The following is a 16885-nucleotide window of genomic DNA, read 5'->3' as shown; positions in this document are numbered from 1 at the left end:
AATAAAATTCAAAACAGCAAATTTTTAAAACTAATACAAAATGAAACAAAATAGTATAAAAGCAATTTTACTAACATTAAGCTTAATGCTCCTTTTAATGGTACTATATCCGTTAGCTATGTGGGGAATTGCTCAACTTTCTCCAAATCAAGGAAAAGGTTTTTTAGTTGCCGATAAAAACAATCAGCATTATTACGAAAATATTGGACAATCATTTTCAAAAGATCATTATTTCTGGGGACGACCATCGGCTGTAGATTACAATGCAGCAGGTTCTGGTGCAAGTAACAAAGGATCAAATAATGAAGAATATTTGCAAGAAGTTGAAAAACGCTTAAATGATTTTCTTCAAAAAAATCCAACGGTAAAAAAAGAAGACGTTCCTGTAGATTTAATTACGGCTAGTGGAAGTGGTTTAGATCCTAATATTTCAGTTCAAGGAGCAATTGTGCAAGTTGATAGAATTGCAAAAGCTCGAGGTTTAGATCACGAAAAAGTAAAAGAATTGATTGATAACCAAATTGAAAAACCTTTATTAGGAAGTTTAGGTCCTGATAAAATCAATGTCTTAAAACTGAATATCGAATTGGATAAATTATCGAAATAATGAAAAAAATACTTGCTTTTGGTGCTTTTATTTTGGGTTTAAATGTTCAAGCTCAAAACGATTCTATTCAGAAATTAAAACTTTCTGGCTATGCAGAAGTTTATTATACCTACGATTTTAATCAACCAAAAAACAATCAGCTTCCTAATTATTTGTATTCGTTTAATCGACACAATGAGATGAATTTAAACTTCGGTACAATTCAATTGCAATATAATGATGAACGAGTTCGAGGAAATCTTGCTTTAATGGCAGGAACTTATGCGCAATCAAATCTTGCTGCAGAACCTGATGGTTTAAGAAATATTTACGAAGCAAATATCGGTATCAAACTTTCAAAGAATAAAAATTTATGGCTAGATGCAGGTATTATGCCTTCTCACATTGGATTTGAAAGCGCAATTGGTGCTAATGTTGCAACACTTACACGAAGTATTCAGGCAGAGAATTCACCGTATTTTTCAACTGGCGTTAAGCTGAGTTATATTTCACCTAATAACAAATGGGCAATGAGTTTGCATTATTTAAATGGTTGGCAACGTATCAAGCGTCTTGATGGTAATTCTACACCAGCTTTTGGACATCAAATTACTTACACACCAAATGAAAAATTTTCGATCAACAGCAGTTCGTTTATTGGTAGCGATACTCCTGATTCTTTGCGTCAAATGCGTTATTTCCATCATCTTTATGCTGTTTTTAAACCTATTAAAAAGCTTTCAATAACCGCAGGTTTTGATATTGGTGCACAACAAAAATCGAAAGGATCAGACAGTTATAATATTTGGTACAGTCCTATTTTAGTTGGGCAATATACATTCAATGAAAAATGGTCTGCAACTGCACGTGCCGAATATTATGCTGACGAAAAAGGTGTAATAATCTCAACGAATACACAAAATGGTTTCAAAACAGTTGGTTTTTCTTTGAATTTAGATCATTATTTTACAAATAATTTGATGTGGAGAATAGAAATTAGAAGTTTTTCGAGTAAGGATGATATCTATTTTCGAAATGATAAAAATATATCGAATGAAACATTTTTGACAACTTCTTTAGCATTAAAATTATAAATGGAAAAAGAAACACAACATACAGCAGAAGACTTTCTTGCCTTGATTCGGAAATCGAAACGAGGCAAGTTTAAGGTGTATATTGGAATGTGCGCTGGCGTTGGAAAATCTTATCGTATGTTGCAAGAAGCACACGAATTGCAAAAAAATAAGATTGATGTAAAAATTGGATATATCGAAACCCATAAGCGAGCCGAAACAGAAAATCTTGTTGTAGGATTAACCATAATTCCACGAAAAGTAATTTACTACAAAGGTAAATCTGTCGAAGAAATGGATTTGGAAGAAATCCTAAGACAAAGACCCGAAATTGTTATTGTGGACGAATTGGCGCATTCTAATGTTTTTGGAAGCAAACATGCGAAACGCTGGCAAGATGTTATGGAAATTTTAGATGCTGGTATCAATGTTATTTCTGCTGTAAATATTCAACATTTAGAAAGTTTGAATAATAGTATTTCGGAGATTACCTCGATTGACGTTTCGGAAAGAATTCCTGATATAATTTTGGAACAAGCAGATGAGATTGTAAATATTGATTTAACAGCAGATGATTTAATTGAACGATTAAAAACAGGGAAAATTTATCCGAAAGATAAAATTCAAATGGCTTTAAATAACTTTTTTATTCCTTCAAATATTTTACAATTACGTGAATTGGCTTTAAAAGAAGTTGCTTCACATGTAGAAAAAAAGGTTGAAACCGAATATGTATCATCTGTTTATGCAAAACCGTCGCGTTTTTTGGCATGCATTAGTAGCAATGATAAAAATGCCAAAACTGTTATTCGAAAAACCGCTCGTTTGGCTGGATATTATAATTNNATAATTCACGTTGGTTTGTATTGTACGTAGAAACGCCAAAAGAGCATCCTAATAAAATTGCTTTGGACAAACAACGACATCTCATTAATAATTTAAAATTAGCTACAGAATTAGGTGCTGAGATTATTAAGGTAAAAAATCAACGGGTTTCTACAGCTATCATTCAACAAATTGAATTGCGTAATATTACCACTGTTTGCTTGGGAAAACCAAAGTTAAATTTAATCCAGATTATTTTGGCTACGAATGTATTTAATCAATTACTAAAAAAACTATCTTCGTTACATGTTGATGTGATTATTTTATCAAAATGAGAATTAAAACTAAACTTCGCTTAGGATTAGGCTTGCTGTTTTTATTGATTGTATTATTGGCAGCTGTAGCAACTACGTCTATTTATTCATTGAAAAATGATACACAAAATATTTTGCATGATAATTACAACTCATTGATTTATGCAAAAAGTATGATGCGAAATTTAAATGATGCGGAAAACTTTAATTTCAAATCGTTTGAAAAGCAATTAGCAAATCAAGAATTAAACGCAACAGAACAAGGTGAAAAAGAATTGAATCAACAGATTCGAGATAAATTTGATGCTTATAAAGAAGGAAATCATTCTCCAGAACTATTAAAAGATGTTAGAATTTCGCTTTTAGAAATGATGGAAATAAATATGCAAGCCATAGAAATTAAAAGTGAATTTGCTGAAAAGACCGCTAATCAAGCCATTTTATTAATCATTTTCACAGGTATCGCATGTATTTTTATAGCCTTTAATTCTTTAATTAAGATTCCGTCTAATATTGCAAATCCTATTCAGAAATTAACGAATAGTATCAAGGAAATTGCTTCGAATAATTACAAAGAGCGTGTCTATTTAGACAAAAAAGATGAGTTTGGCGATTTAGCGCAATCTTTTAACACCATGGCTTCTAAATTAGAAGAATACAACGAAAGTCATTTAGCAACTATTCTTAAACAAAAAACAAGAATGGAAACGCTAATTAATAATATGCACGATGTTGTAATTGGTTTGGATGAACAAATGCAAGTAATTTTCGCGAATAATGAAGCTGTAAAAGTAACAGGATTGTCTGCTAAACAAATGGTAAATAAGGCAGGTAAAGATTTGGCTTTGCATAATGATTTGATTCGATTGTTATTGCAAAATATCGAAACAGAAATTATAAAAGACGAAAAACCTTTGCAAATTGTAGTGGATGAAAAAGAACAATTTTTTACCAAAGAAATTTTTCATATCGAAATAATTCCAACAGGAGAAACGATAAAACAAGTTGTTGGACATGTGATCATTCTTAGAAACATTACCGAATTTAAAGAACTAGATGCAGCCAAAACACGATTTATTGCTACAGTTTCGCATGAATTTAAAACACCTATTTCATCTATGGAAATGAGTTTGCAATTGCTTCGAAATAAGCAAATAGGAACATTAAACGAAGAACAAAATGATTTGGTAACTAGTATTGACGATGATGTACATCGTTTATTGCGAATAACAAAAGAATTACTCAACTTAACACAGATAGAAAGTGGTACAATTCAAATGAATAAAACAGAAGTTTTCCCTATTGAAATTGTAGAAAATGCAGTTAAAGCCAACCAAACTTTAGCTGAACAAAAGCATTTAATCATAGAAACGAATATTCCAAATCATTTAGAATCTATAAAAGTTGATCTTGAAAAAACAGCTTGGGTTTTATCAAATCTAATCTCAAATGCAATACATTATTCTCACGAAAATGCTCGAATTTGGATTACTATTGAACAAACAACAACCGAAACATCTTTCAAAGTTAAAGACGAAGGAATTGGAATTCCAACCGAATTTTTACCCAAAGTTTTCGACCGTTATTTTCGTGTACCAGGCACTCACAAAGAAGGTACAGGTTTGGGATTGGCTATTAGCAAAGAATTTATTGAAGCTCAAAAAGGAACGTTGGATGTATTTAGCGAATATGGTGTTGGAAGCGAATTCGTGATGAGATTATCACAAAAAGAATATTCATAAAATCTATTCGTTTGGTTTGAAAACAAAAAAGCTTGAACCAGTGTTCAAGCTTATAGCAAGCCAAGAGTTACTTCAACAGTAGACTTGATATTCTTTTACGTTTTTAAATAATTTATATTATTCTAGTCAAAGTTTTAAGGGCTAAGTTCTATAATACTTAGTTCTCTATAATAGTCATGTTATTATAATATGAATTTAAAGTAGCTCCACTTCCCGATGCTGTAGAATTGAATAACTTTTGTTGACCAGGATCTAAATCGATCCAAGCTTCAGGTCTAATTTTTTGTCCTGTTAGCATATAAAAACTCGCTGTGCAATTAGATGCAGCAGGTGCACTCCCCGCATCATTTGTATTATTTCTACTATCACTAGGGAAATTATTAGCACATTTAACTGCATTTATTTCCACATTATTAGAGTCCTTTAATCTCCAAATAGCTTCAATTTGGTTATTATCAATAGCAGCACTAGAACCATTCAAAGCCCTTATTCTTCCTGACTCTAAAGCAAATGTAAAAGTTGCTGTAAAAACTCCATCTCTTTTTGCTGTAAACTCTCCAGTAGCAGGATTAAAAGTTCCTCCACCATTGGAATTATTATACTTCTGAGTCCATGATGTTAGATAACAAGGAGTACGATGTGGCATACCGTTATAGGTTCCTGGACTTACACCTCCCTGTTCATAACACACCACTTCTTGCGAATTTTTAGTCGCGATAAATACTGATTTCTCAATTGGATTAATAATTACATCATTCCATTCTATTCCATTAGAATATTGTATTTTTTTAGATTCTGTGTTGTATCGAATCGCTCCTTCTTCTGCTTCTATTGCTGTTTGACTTGTATTTCCTAACCCTATAGCACTTTCTGTAGCTCCTCTAACATCCAATTTAACCTTAGGCAGGTTATTTCCTATCGCTATATTTCCTGTTATATTTTCTACTAAAAAATCATCTGTTGCACTTGAAATTGTGTTAACTGTATTTTTTAAAGGATCAATATGCAAAATTCCTTTTGGTTGTTCTACCCCTACTCCTATTTGTGCATTCGTATTTATAGAAAGAACGAAAAAAGAGGATGTTAAAAATATAATCATATTTTTCATAAGCCGTAAATTGTTAAGGTATTATAACTTGCATCATTAATTAAGTTTCGACTCCCGCCAAAAGTATGGAAAATGTTAGGTGATAATGTCTCATTTTTTTTCAGATAAAAAATACCTGTACAGTTTATAGAACTGATATTCGTTGCATTCCCAGTTGAGAATCCTGGATAAGAGTTTAAACATCTATATTCAGGAACACCTTGACTTGCATTAGATTTTAAATGTATTTCGATATAACTATTATTAGGAATAGCAGCAGATGACAAAGCTGCATTAAAACTTACTACATAAACTCCGTCTTTAGGAGCTGTAAAAATTCCAGTTACAGCATCCAAACTATTGGTTACATCCTCTTGTTTTGTCCAACTTTTTATTAAAACTTGTGTATTATTTGCTAAAGATTGATTAGAAGAGTTATTAGCGTATACCAAAGCATTTAATGATTTACCAGGAAGATTTATCCAATTTGTACCATCAGAAAGTTTTAAATTACCATTGTATTGCAAAGCACCTTCTTTTGCTTGAGTAGCCGTTTGTGTAGTAGAACCTATAGCTATCACATTATCTGTTAGCGTCTTACTTCTTAAATCAACTTTTGTTATAGGATTTATAGTTCCAACACCTAATTTACCTTCTGCTGTTACAACGACATCATCTTCGTAAATATTTTGAGTAGAACTATCATTATTCATTGAAGCGTCTATATGTAAAACTTGTTGAGGATTAGTTGTTCCCACTCCCACTTGCGCGAAAAGAGCTGTTGTAATCAGAAAGCTAAGAATTAAATAAATATTTTTCATATGCTATATTTTACTGCTCTACAATTGTCAAATTATTGAATCCAAAATTGGGCTTATTTACTACAGCATCCGAGCGAAGACCTCTCCCTCCACTCGTAGAGTTGTCAATCTTTTGTAGCAATTTTACAACTACCTTATCATTTTGTTTTAATTTCATACTACTTACGCAGCTTCCTCCAGCTTGAGCTCCTCTTGTTGATTTACCATATGTTTTTAAACATTTTACTTCAATTACATTAGTATTTTTCACAAACTGACTCTCAACCGAACTATTTGCCAAGAATGCATTCCCTTCTTGAACAAAATCATAAGCAAAACTAAAAGTATAAACGCCATCTCTAGGAGCAACAAACTCACCAGTTGTAGCATTAAAATTATTAGAAATATCATTTGTAATCTCCCAACCAGCGATTATAGTTGCAGTATTATAAGTAAACTTAATTGCTTTATCTGCAGTCCTAATTCTCGCCACTACAAACGATTTCTTTGGAACAGAATAAATATCCATCCATTGAATACCATCAGAAATTTGCAACTTTCCTCCAGAAGTATTAACATAACGAATAACTCCTGCTCCTACTGACTCTGCTGTTCTAGATGTAAAACCAATACCCAAAGCATTATTAGAGTTAGAAGTTGATCTTAGATCAAGTTTTGTAACAGGTGTTATCGTCCCTACTCCTATATTTCCATTCGTTGTTACTACAAAGTCATTATTGGCTTGTTCATTAGTAGGTGTACTAAAATTGTCTATCTTTCCATCCACATGAAATGCCCCTTTTACATCTTTTGTATTAATTCCTATCTGAGCGAATAAACTGAAAGTACTACCAAAAAAAAATAAAAGAAGTAATCTTTTTTTAAGGTCTTTGATCATTGGTTGATTTGGTTTTTAAATTGATCCTACAAAACTATGGTTAATTAATATAATGGTTTTGTCATTTCACATATTTTAAAAATTCAGAATTCTTTCAATATTTAAATTAAATATTCTTATTTTTAAAAACCTAAACAACTATAAATAAACACTCTAATTATTTATTCAGTTTTAAATATTCGGAAGGGTTCATTCCTGTTTTCTTTTGAAATGCCTTTATAAAAGTAGGATCAGATGAAAAACCAGCTAACTTAGATAAGTGACTTATTTTATAATTTAGAAAAGATTCTTCATTTTTCAACTTTTCGAGTAAATATTCAATTCTAAGTTCATTAATATAGTTTGAGAAACTCTTTCCGTATTCTTCTTTAATTGTACGTGAAAGATATTTTGTATTACATCCTATTTTATTAGACAAATGATATAAAGTAATATGTTGATCGATAAAGCCTTCTTCTTTTTCGAATTTCTTCAATTCTTCAATAATTTTATTTTTTGTTGAATCATTAATCGAAAACGAATCTTCTTTTTCAGTTAAATCAATAGAATTATCATCTGAAATTTTAGTTCTTCTTTTAGTATAAAACCAAATTATTGTTGAAACAGTTACAAGTAGAAAGGAGATTAAACCAATATAAAACAGTTTTTCATACTTTGTCAAACTATTTATTTTAGAATTTTTTTGTTGAACAACTGAACTTACAGCAGTTTTTGCTGACTTATCTATTTCATGAGTCAATTCCATAAACTCTTCGTTCACTTCATTTGCCTTCTTATAATCTCCTAACCCAGTATAAGCTTCAACCAATCTTTTTAGAATTTCTTGTTTCTTACTTAAAAAGTCTGTTGATTTACAATAATCCAATGCTTTTTCTAAGTAATTTATCGCTTTACTATACTCATGTTTTCTCAAAAAAATCAAACCTAAATCATGATATATTGCTGCATTCATATACTTATCAGAAGGATCTACTATAGATATAGCTTTTTTTGAGTAATTATATGCAGAATCGTACTTTTCCAATTTTGTATACATATAACTTACATTTGTATAAGCAGATGGCAAAACTTCTTTTTTCCTCTTTAATGACTTTAAACGTTCATAAGAATCGATAGATTTTTTAGCAACATTTAGTTTTTCTTCTAGATTTACAGTATCATCCATTAAAACAAGTTTTGAAGCAAACAGACTTCCTATTAAATCATTTGCTTCCTCATTATCTAGATGTTTTATTAATACCAACCCTTTATCTAAAGCAGAATCAGACTCACTTAACAATCCCATTTTCGCATACTGAGTCCCCAGAAGTCGCAATCCCATTGCTTCTCCTTCTATATAAGAAATATGCTCTGCTCTATTTATAGCTTCATTCGCGTAGAAGACACATGAATCGGCATTATTATTCAAATAATAGCCAAAACCTTTCAAATAATCTAGCTTTGTTACCAATTTTAAATCTTGCGAGGCTAATGCATTTAATTTTTCTTTTTCAATATTTTTAAAGAATTCATTAGGAGAAGTAGTTAATTCTGTTCGCAGTTTTTCATAAATATATTCAGATTTTTGAGCAGAAATTACAGAACAGAATAATACCATAAAAAAGTAAAGAGTCTTTTTCATATATAAGCTTTAGGTTTTTTATAAATATGTAATAGTAGAAAGATAACTTTAGTATTTCATAAAATATGCCAAAGGAACCTTCGTTTTCGATATTCAAAGTAACTCTAATTTATTTTTAATGAAAACAAATTTTGAATCACTTTTTCAGTAAACCTTTATGTAATAAATCTATTCTTTTAGTTGAATAGGTATTTTTTTGACTAAAAGGTAATCCATGCATCGATACACGAGCATCGAACAAATCATACGAAATGGATATACAACTGATACAGAATCAATATAGCAAAGATACACAACCGATACATAAAAAAATAATTTTAAGGCATACAACCTCCATTAACCAATTAGGTTCGTCATTCGTCACTCCTACTTAACTTGTTTCTCTAAAGGTTAATTTTACTACATTCTATGTTATTCTCATCATAATTGATAATCGTGAAATCATAACGTAGTTTTGTACAAGAAGTCATATAACGATAAATCTTAATTAAATATATAATATTAAAGATATTTCATTTTACTTCTAAAATAGTTTTTTTCATTCGTATTATTTTTAGCAATTAACCTTTAAATTTTAAATAAAAAAAACCGCCAATTGGCGGTTGAATATCTATTCCAAATCAATAATCTTTCCTACCGATTGTCTAATAAGATTTATATAGGATTTTTTTTAAGAGTAGAGTTTTGTTGCATGGTGCAAACAACTCAAGTATTTTTAGGTATATAAACTTTACTCATAAAGATTAATTTAATATTTTATAATAAATAAGATTATAAAGAGCATACATCATTCCACATAAAAAAATACATAAAAGAGAAAATATTAAATGTCCGTATTGTAGATAATTATCATGATTAGTTTTATGGGATATTATAAAATGTTTATTAAAAAACATTTCAATAGTTTGTTTTAAATCTTTATCAACATAGACAGCTAGATATTTTTTATCTATTGTTCTTATTCTTAACATTAATAACTCATTCAAAGGTAAAGAGAGATGATAGCTTTCTATATCTTTAAAATTGTAAGAAGTCTTATCCACCATGATATCATTTTCTCTAAACTCAATCCAAAAATGTTTTTTCTTCATTTGATTGAGTATATATCCATAAGTTGCTCCTACCACTGCCAGATATAAAAAGAATCTTAACTTTTCAAAAGCAGAACACACTAAAACAACAAGTGAAAATATTGGTAGATAAGCATACGTCATTTTAATCATTTGCTGATGATAATATGCTTTTCCTATACTTTGTTTTTGAACATTCATTTATAATTCTGCTTTTCTAAACGACTATTAAAAAATAAAATTTTCATAGATATTCTAATTTCTTTGGGTTCATTTATTATTATAGCTTTAAATGATACGCTAAATATTGTAGGTTATTTTTAAGAGTTTTATATAAATAAGATGTTTGTAAAACAACAATACTAGATCCTTAAAAACAATACCCAATTGTTTTCATTTATTCTTTTGGGAAAAGTTTCTTGAAATCTTCTTTGTCTATAAAATATTGAAGATATAACTTCACGTTTTCTTCGTAAACTTTTTTTAGATACGCTTCATCTGTATCTTTATTTTCTTTCCGCATTGATCGAAGAGCTGGATTAGCACTTCTGAAGTGTAAAATAGGCAAAGGCTTGTCTATCGTACCATAACTAGGGTCTTCATTTTGTATTTTATTATAGTAAAAAATAATATCTGGATAAACATTTTTATTTTTTTTTGAATTGCCAAAATCAAGTAATTCTTTATTTAAATAAGCACCTTCACTTATAACCAATGTTTGTACATATTTATTTAATTCTTTAGAAAAAAATATATACGAATCTCCTCTCAAGTATGACATATTACGATTACTAAAATAAGTTGTTTTACTAATTGTACTACCACCTAATCTTTCATCATCTCCATCATATTTACTTAAATATGGAATCGGTTCTTTCAATAATTTTTTTTCAGAATTATCAATATAATTTAGTATTTGAATTTCTTCTATATTTCGTGGTCTTAAAAAGATATAACTAATTAAGAAAAATACCAGCGGTGCACCAATAAGTAACCCTAAAAAATAGCCAATTGTTTTCATTTACTTGTTGGGAAAAATAGTTTATTTTTTTAGATGTCCTATTTAAAACGCTTTTTGAACTCTTCCTTAGGCATTACATACGTTAAATACTGCGTTACATTATAACGGTATTCTTCTTCGGTTGGGGATATTAATGTTGGTGCTTGTTTGTAAACACCATCTTCATCCAATTCGTCAATATCCATATTCATAATTAGCTTTTCGTTGGCGCCTTTATACCAAAAAACCAAAATAGGATTTTCCTTTGTGCCAAAAGTCTTATCATTGTATTGCAAAGGATCAACTTTTACAATAAGTTCTTTGTTGTCGATTTTANNAAAATTTATCACCATAAGGATCAAAGCGCATTATTCTATAATATTTATGATTAATATTATCTAAAACTATTTCATCTTGACTATTCCCATAGAGTCCTTTAAAAAAAACTGTTCCTTTAAAATAACTAACATGAGTAAACTTACCTGAAAAATCTTTACTATCAACTCTAATTCTAATTTTCTTGGATTCTTTGATATATGTTTCAACAAAATCTTTACCTTTATTTTTACTTACGAAAAGTAAATTAATCAAAAAATTTAATAATAAGATAACAACAATTCCACCCAATATTTTTAATAGTGATTTCACTTAGTTTTTAAAACGTTTTTTGAATTCTTCCTTTGGCATTACATACGTTAAATATTGCGTTACATTATAACGGTATTCTTCTTCGGTTGGGGATAATTGTACATCTTTATTAATATAAAACCCATCACTATCTTTTTCATCCGTGCGTATATCTGTCATTAGCTTTTCGTTAGCACCTTCATACCAAAAAACTAAAATAGGATTTTCTTTGGTGCCAAAAGTCTTATCATTGTATTGCAAAGGATCAACTTTTACAATAAGTTCTTTGTTGTCGATTTTAGCAGATTGTGCTAAATAAAATTTATCACCATAAGGATCGAAACGTATTATCTTGAAATAACGCCCACTATAATCATCCTTAATTATTTTCCCAGAATAACCTCCATATAAACCCTTAAAAAAAGCTGTTCCTTTAAAATAACTATCCTGTGTATTTCTACCTGCAAAAAAAACTGGATTTACTTTTACTTTTAATTCTTTTGATAAACTTTTATATTGTTCAACATACTTTTCTCCTTTATTTTTACTAACAAAAAATAAGTTAATTAAAAAATTGAGTAGTAAAATTATAATAATTCCTCCTAATATTTTTAATAGTGTTTTCATATTTTAAACATCTAAAGCAATTACATTAATACCATTACTCTTATCAGATTCATTAAAGTCTTCTGCAACTCTTTTTGTTTCATCAGCCAATTTATTTTCTTTTTTATCGGCATAGGTACCAATGGCAATATTGGCTATAAAACCGGCTATTCCTTTGTAACCTTGGTATTTATCAGCTTTTAATCCACTATGCCCTATATAATTACGCAAAGCACCTGTTAAACTTTGCGATACATTACCTGTAGCTTCTCCTGCTGCATGTTGCACTGCACCACCCACTGCATTACCTACATTTTTATTGATAATGGTACCACCAACTTCGGTTGTAACACCTGCTGCAGAAAGACCTGCACCCGTTGTAGCAGTTACCCCGTCGGTTGCCATAGCAGAAGCCGTACTTGCAGTAGCTACATTTTCGCCACCCCAATCGGTGTCACCAAGCCACTCGCTCGGAAAATACATTACCCCAGATATTATCGCAGAAACACCAACTGCTACTGCACTTGTACCCGCTGTAACCCCGCCAATAAACCCCATTACAAATTGGCTGCCTGCTTGCCATAAATATTCTTTGGTATTGTTGTTTGTGATAAAATCTGCTGCTTTTTGTGCTATTACAGGATCCATGATAATTGTAATTTTACCTTTTTGCGGACAATCTAAAAAAGAACGATTAAGGAGAGCAAAATCTTGATTAAAACGAACTTTTTTATGAGATTCACTCCATTTTATGCTTAAAGTAGCATCACAATCGTGTGCCATTTTAAAGAGGGCAACACCTCCTGCAACAACACTTACTGCGCAAGCAGCAATAATAACCACTGCTGCGGCACCACCTGTAAGCACTATTGCTGCACCAAGGGCAATGCCTAATGCTAAGGTTTGTAACCCACCCCAAAGTTTTGCAGGCTTTTTACAGGCAAAAGATCCACCTAATTTATTATCGGACATGGTTAAGAAGGGCTGTGTTTTGGTGCTATACATAACGTTACTAGGTGTAGTAGTTTTTATCATCTGCGGTGCGCCATTGGTCATCATGGTACAAATTGCCATTGTATCTTGTGGTACATAAGATTCTGCCATTATGCTTCTATTTTGGTTAGTTTGTAGGTTATCATAATCTTTACATTATTTTTTATTTCTTCAATAATGGTAACATCAGACTTGGTAATCCATCTATCAACAAGGTCATAAGTTGAGTTTTCCCTACAACTTAGTTTAAATTCAGAGAATTTGTATTTTACGAGTGGTAAAAATTTTTCGGTATATATTTTCTTAAAAGAGTCTATATCGTATCCTCCATCTTGCATTTCGCTTACTTTACGAAGATTTATAGTTTCGGGGGTTTCGCCAATTATATCTTGTCTAAAATTTAACTGCACAGGCAAGCCTTCAAAAAGCTGAGAGTAGGCAGTTCTTTTAAAGTCATCTGTTAATTTCTTATTGGTTACTAAATATTTGTCAAAAAATAAATCGAAAAACATTTTGGTATTTACCCATGATATTAGTTTTTCTTGATGATTAAAAATATCATCATAAATAGTAATAAAAGTTTTAAGATCATTACTTGAAGTGGGATTTCTTAAATAACTGTATTTAGAAGCTAGATTATTCTTATGTCTTTTCCATTTTTCTAAAACTTCGTTGTAATTTTTGATATATTTTATTTTACCAGAATGAGAATCTAAACCTGTCTCTAAATTACATGCTATAAGATCTATATCAGACATCAATTCTACAGCTTCATTCATTTGCTCAGGATAGGTTTCAATAATATTTTCTATCAACTCTACCTTTACTAAACTTTCTCCATTTTCTTGATACTTATTTACAAAAAACTCTCGTTTTGTGTCCGCATGATTCATCATAATATCACCTACATAAGTCATAACAGACTGCTCACATCTGTATCTTGCTTGATAATCGTGTGCAATCTGAACATTAGTATTAGATTCTGAAATATCTTCATTTATAAAATCATTTATCAAAATTAGCATAACATGAAACGGTATCTCATTTCCAATAATCTGTTGCGTAATCCCACAATGTTGATTATGAAAATTAACCAATTCTTCAACAGTAATATTGTGCTTTTCTGCTATTGATGCTAATGTATCGTCTTGTTGTATTTCGTATTCTATAATTTCCATTCTCTTAATTTATATCAACTTGACTTCCTGAAATTGTTGTAGATGTACTAAATAATGCTTTCGCTCCTTTTCCATTAATACTTACAAGATCAGTACCTTCTATAATAATTGCTTTTCCTTTTATTTTAATGATTCCATCTTTTGTTAATATAATGGAACTTTCACCTGATTTTAATAAAGTTGCGGTTTCACTCTTAACATAATAATATCCCGAACTACTTGCAAAAGTTGAAGTTCCTTTTTCTCCAACATTTTCAACACTATTTGTACCAATGTTAATTCTATTTGCACTTGTAATATTTATAGTTTGATTTCCACCTATATTATCAGTACAATCAGCACTTATTTCAGTCGTTAAATTTCCTGTTCCACTTAAAGTAACATGATTACCTGCTTTATCTTTAATTTCGATACCTGCTCCATCGTTTAGACAAATAATGTTACCACTTTTACTACTCAAACTTTTCACATTATTTCCTTGACCACCGCCGCCGCCAACTTTTCCATGGAACATACCACCCATTACGAAAGGACGATCAGGATGATGATGTTGAAAAGCAACCATTACTTGATCACCAACTTCTGGAATAGCCATAAAGCCACGGTTTGTTTTTACTTTATCACTTCCTCCAGCATCAGGTGTCATCACACGAATAAACTCTGATTTATTATAGCCATTTTGCCAATCAAATTGCACCTGTACACGTCCTTGATTTTTAGGATCAGTATTCGAAGTTACTTTCGCTACTTGAATTTCGGCTCTCGGCATCTTAAATTCTGGACGAGGTAAAAATCCTGTATCCGCAGCAATCGCCTCAAAAGTTCCGTTGTAATAACCACGTGCATCAACTTCGTGTGTCGTTTCGGTTATCATTAATTTAGTAAAATAAGAGGTTCTATTTGTATCTGTTTGACGCATTTCGATATCTGCAATACAACCTGGATATAAAAATGGAATCGTCGTGGTACCAGACGTCACAAAAACATCAACTGCCTTACTACCAGCTGTCCCTTTTTGAGAAGCACTAATATCTAAGAAAGTCGCTGCTTTGATTGGGGCAACACGTAGCGAGGGTGTTTTAAACGTTTGTTCTGAAATAGAGTAAGCTCGTTTTGCAATATCAGAAGTATGTCTAATTTGTGAAGTTCCTGTCGTTAATTTTTCATTTTTACTACTATTATAGCCATAAAATGAAGGATTAATATGTTGGGCACGCATATTCACTTTTATATCATTTACGCTACTTCCGTATGTTAAAGTAATTGGTTTCTGTTGAGGCGGAAGTTCTCCAAAATGTAAGACCTCTCCATCATAAAAAAACTGCTCACCATAAGCTTCTGCCATTCTCGCCAAATAATTATAATGGGTCTCTTCATATTGCGTAGAATAGGTAATACTCCCATATTTTGCTGCAATGCGGTAATCAAATTTACTTTTGCTTATCCCTTGTTTGATCACTTGATCTGCAATACTATTTAGACTGATTGAATCTGTTCCACCAAAACTTTGAGTGTGAGGAGCTGCATCTAGCAAAATTGTTGGGCTATAACCTGTTAACAGAATATTTCCTAAACTCCCTTGTTCTTGTACAAAACCAACTTCGGTAATGACACCAACAAAAACACGTTCTGGACTATCCTCAACTCCGCTGTATCTAAAAATTGCAGTTAATCTTTTTCCTAAAAATTTCTGTGCATTCTCCAAGCGGTAATTCTCTGCATCACCCAATACATCATGCGCTAATTCTAGCGAAAATTCATGGTGTTTTTTTGCACTTTGAACCAATTTGAAATGTTTGAAAAAATTGATTATTTCACCTTCAATCACCAAACTAAGCTTTACAACACGATTAATTCCCAGTATATCATGTTCAGGAATTGTTTTCGCATTGTATATTTTTGAAGTAGGTTGATTTCCCCATAAATCCTTGTCCACATACGTTTTCGCATTGGGAACAATCGGTTGATTCATGAACATTTTCGAATAATCTTGTGTTTTTTCAAACGATTGATTCAATTTTCCATCCGTTACTTTTGCAATTTTAGCATCAACTTGCGACGTTATTTTGTTGTCCAAAGCATTTATTGCATCATCTTTTAGTTTAGATGGATCAACAGATGGTTTATTTTTTGGAAGTTTATCATCTTGAAACATAGTAATAGAGTTTAGGTATTTAGCTTAAAATTATACAATTAAGGAATGAGAATGCATTAATTTTTTGTTAAAACATCTCATTTACAAACAAAAAACTCCTGATGCAGCCTTCGCATCGCACCAAGAGTTTCAAATTTTCATAAGTTGGTTGGTTAGTAAACTTATGCGATTTTCGATTGAAATAAATTATCGAGCTGAAGGCCAAACACCGTCGTAAGAAGCTGTTCCGTAATCGATTTTCTCTGCACTCACTACAAATGAAATTAACATATTGTTGTCGTTTAATGCATCAAAATTTAATTCGTGTTGA

The 16885-nt window shown here is 30.9% G+C and carries 14 protein-coding genes and 1 pseudogene; 5 read left to right on the top strand and 10 right to left on the bottom strand.

What is annotated here, in order from left to right; translation table 11 throughout:
- Positions 1-40: 40 nt before the first annotated feature.
- The 4 genes and pseudogenes from B4H69_RS07665 to B4H69_RS07650 all read left to right on the top strand — a co-directional run bounded on the left by B4H69_RS07665 (position 41) and on the right by B4H69_RS07650 (position 4540).
- Positions 41-607 carry a K(+)-transporting ATPase subunit C gene (locus B4H69_RS07665; protein ID WP_180904889.1) on the top strand — a complete coding sequence of 189 codons (567 nt, stop codon included), beginning with the start codon at positions 41-43 and terminating at the stop codon, positions 605-607.
- Positions 607-1680, top strand: a complete 1074-nt coding sequence (locus B4H69_RS07660; RefSeq protein WP_180904890.1) for a porin — start codon at positions 607-609, stop codon at positions 1678-1680. Before B4H69_RS07665 ends, B4H69_RS07660 begins: the two co-directional genes overlap by 1 nt.
- Positions 1681-2819 (top strand): annotated as a pseudogene (locus B4H69_RS07655) (sensor protein KdpD).
- Positions 2816-4540, top strand: coding sequence for a HAMP domain-containing sensor histidine kinase (locus B4H69_RS07650; RefSeq protein WP_291093385.1), 1725 nt, complete (start codon positions 2816-2818; stop codon positions 4538-4540). The pseudogene B4H69_RS07655 and the gene B4H69_RS07650 overlap by 4 nt, the downstream one beginning before the upstream one ends.
- Before the next feature lie 157 nt (positions 4541-4697).
- Here the strand turns inward: B4H69_RS07650 and B4H69_RS07645 are convergent, their stop codons facing one another.
- From B4H69_RS07645 to B4H69_RS07610, 8 genes are all read right to left on the bottom strand, one after another.
- A complete protein-coding gene (locus B4H69_RS07645) occupies positions 4698-5639 on the bottom strand; it encodes a hypothetical protein (protein WP_180904893.1) in 942 nt (313 codons plus the stop codon).
- A 5-nt stretch (positions 5640-5644) separates the two neighbouring features.
- Positions 5645-6448, bottom strand: a complete 804-nt coding sequence (locus B4H69_RS07640) for a hypothetical protein (RefSeq protein ID WP_180904894.1) — start codon at positions 6446-6448, stop codon at positions 5645-5647.
- A 10-nt stretch (positions 6449-6458) separates the two neighbouring features.
- A complete protein-coding gene (locus B4H69_RS07635; RefSeq protein WP_180904895.1) occupies positions 6459-7325 on the bottom strand; it encodes a C1q-like domain-containing protein in 867 nt (288 codons plus the stop codon).
- A gap of 157 nt (positions 7326-7482) precedes the next feature.
- A complete protein-coding gene (locus B4H69_RS07630; RefSeq protein WP_180904896.1) occupies positions 7483-8946 on the bottom strand; it encodes a helix-turn-helix domain-containing protein in 1464 nt (487 codons plus the stop codon).
- A gap of 743 nt (positions 8947-9689) precedes the next feature.
- Positions 9690-10217 (bottom strand): hypothetical protein, encoded by a 528-nt coding sequence (locus B4H69_RS07625; protein WP_180904897.1) that lies wholly within the window; start codon positions 10215-10217, stop codon positions 9690-9692.
- 196 nt (positions 10218-10413) lie between these two features.
- Positions 10414-11037: a hypothetical protein gene (locus B4H69_RS07620; protein WP_180904898.1), complete on the bottom strand. Its 624-nt coding sequence runs from the start codon at positions 11035-11037 to the stop codon at positions 10414-10416.
- A 627-nt stretch (positions 11038-11664) separates the two neighbouring features.
- The gene (locus B4H69_RS07615; RefSeq protein ID WP_180904900.1) at positions 11665-12270 is read right to left on the bottom strand and encodes a hypothetical protein; all 606 of its coding nucleotides are present in this window, start codon (positions 12268-12270) and stop codon (positions 11665-11667) included.
- 3 nt (positions 12271-12273) lie between these two features.
- Positions 12274-13032: a hypothetical protein gene (locus tag B4H69_RS07610; protein ID WP_280045334.1), complete on the bottom strand. Its 759-nt coding sequence runs from the start codon at positions 13030-13032 to the stop codon at positions 12274-12276.
- Here B4H69_RS07610 and B4H69_RS07605 point away from each other — a divergent pair.
- On the top strand, positions 13001-13342 hold the full coding sequence (locus B4H69_RS07605) for a hypothetical protein (RefSeq protein ID WP_280045333.1): 342 nt from the start codon (positions 13001-13003) through the stop codon (positions 13340-13342). The genes B4H69_RS07610 and B4H69_RS07605 overlap by 32 nt on opposite strands.
- 10 nt (positions 13343-13352) lie before the next feature.
- On the opposite strand, the gene B4H69_RS07600 is transcribed toward B4H69_RS07605, so the two are convergent.
- Entirely contained in the window at positions 13353-14420 is a 1068-nt protein-coding gene (locus B4H69_RS07600) for a LysM peptidoglycan-binding domain-containing protein (RefSeq protein ID WP_180904902.1), read from the bottom strand.
- Positions 14421-14424: 4 nt separating this feature from the next.
- Positions 14425-16575, bottom strand: coding sequence for a type VI secretion system Vgr family protein (locus B4H69_RS07595; RefSeq protein ID WP_414647218.1), 2151 nt, complete (start codon positions 16573-16575; stop codon positions 14425-14427).
- Positions 16576-16885: the final 310 nt, after the last annotated feature.

The sequence above is a fragment of the Empedobacter sp. UBA6745 genome (genome assembly GCF_002453775.1).
GTDB lineage: Bacteria > Bacteroidota > Bacteroidia > Flavobacteriales > Weeksellaceae > Empedobacter > Empedobacter falsenii_C.
This window is presented reverse-complemented; position numbering and strand designations above follow the sequence as displayed.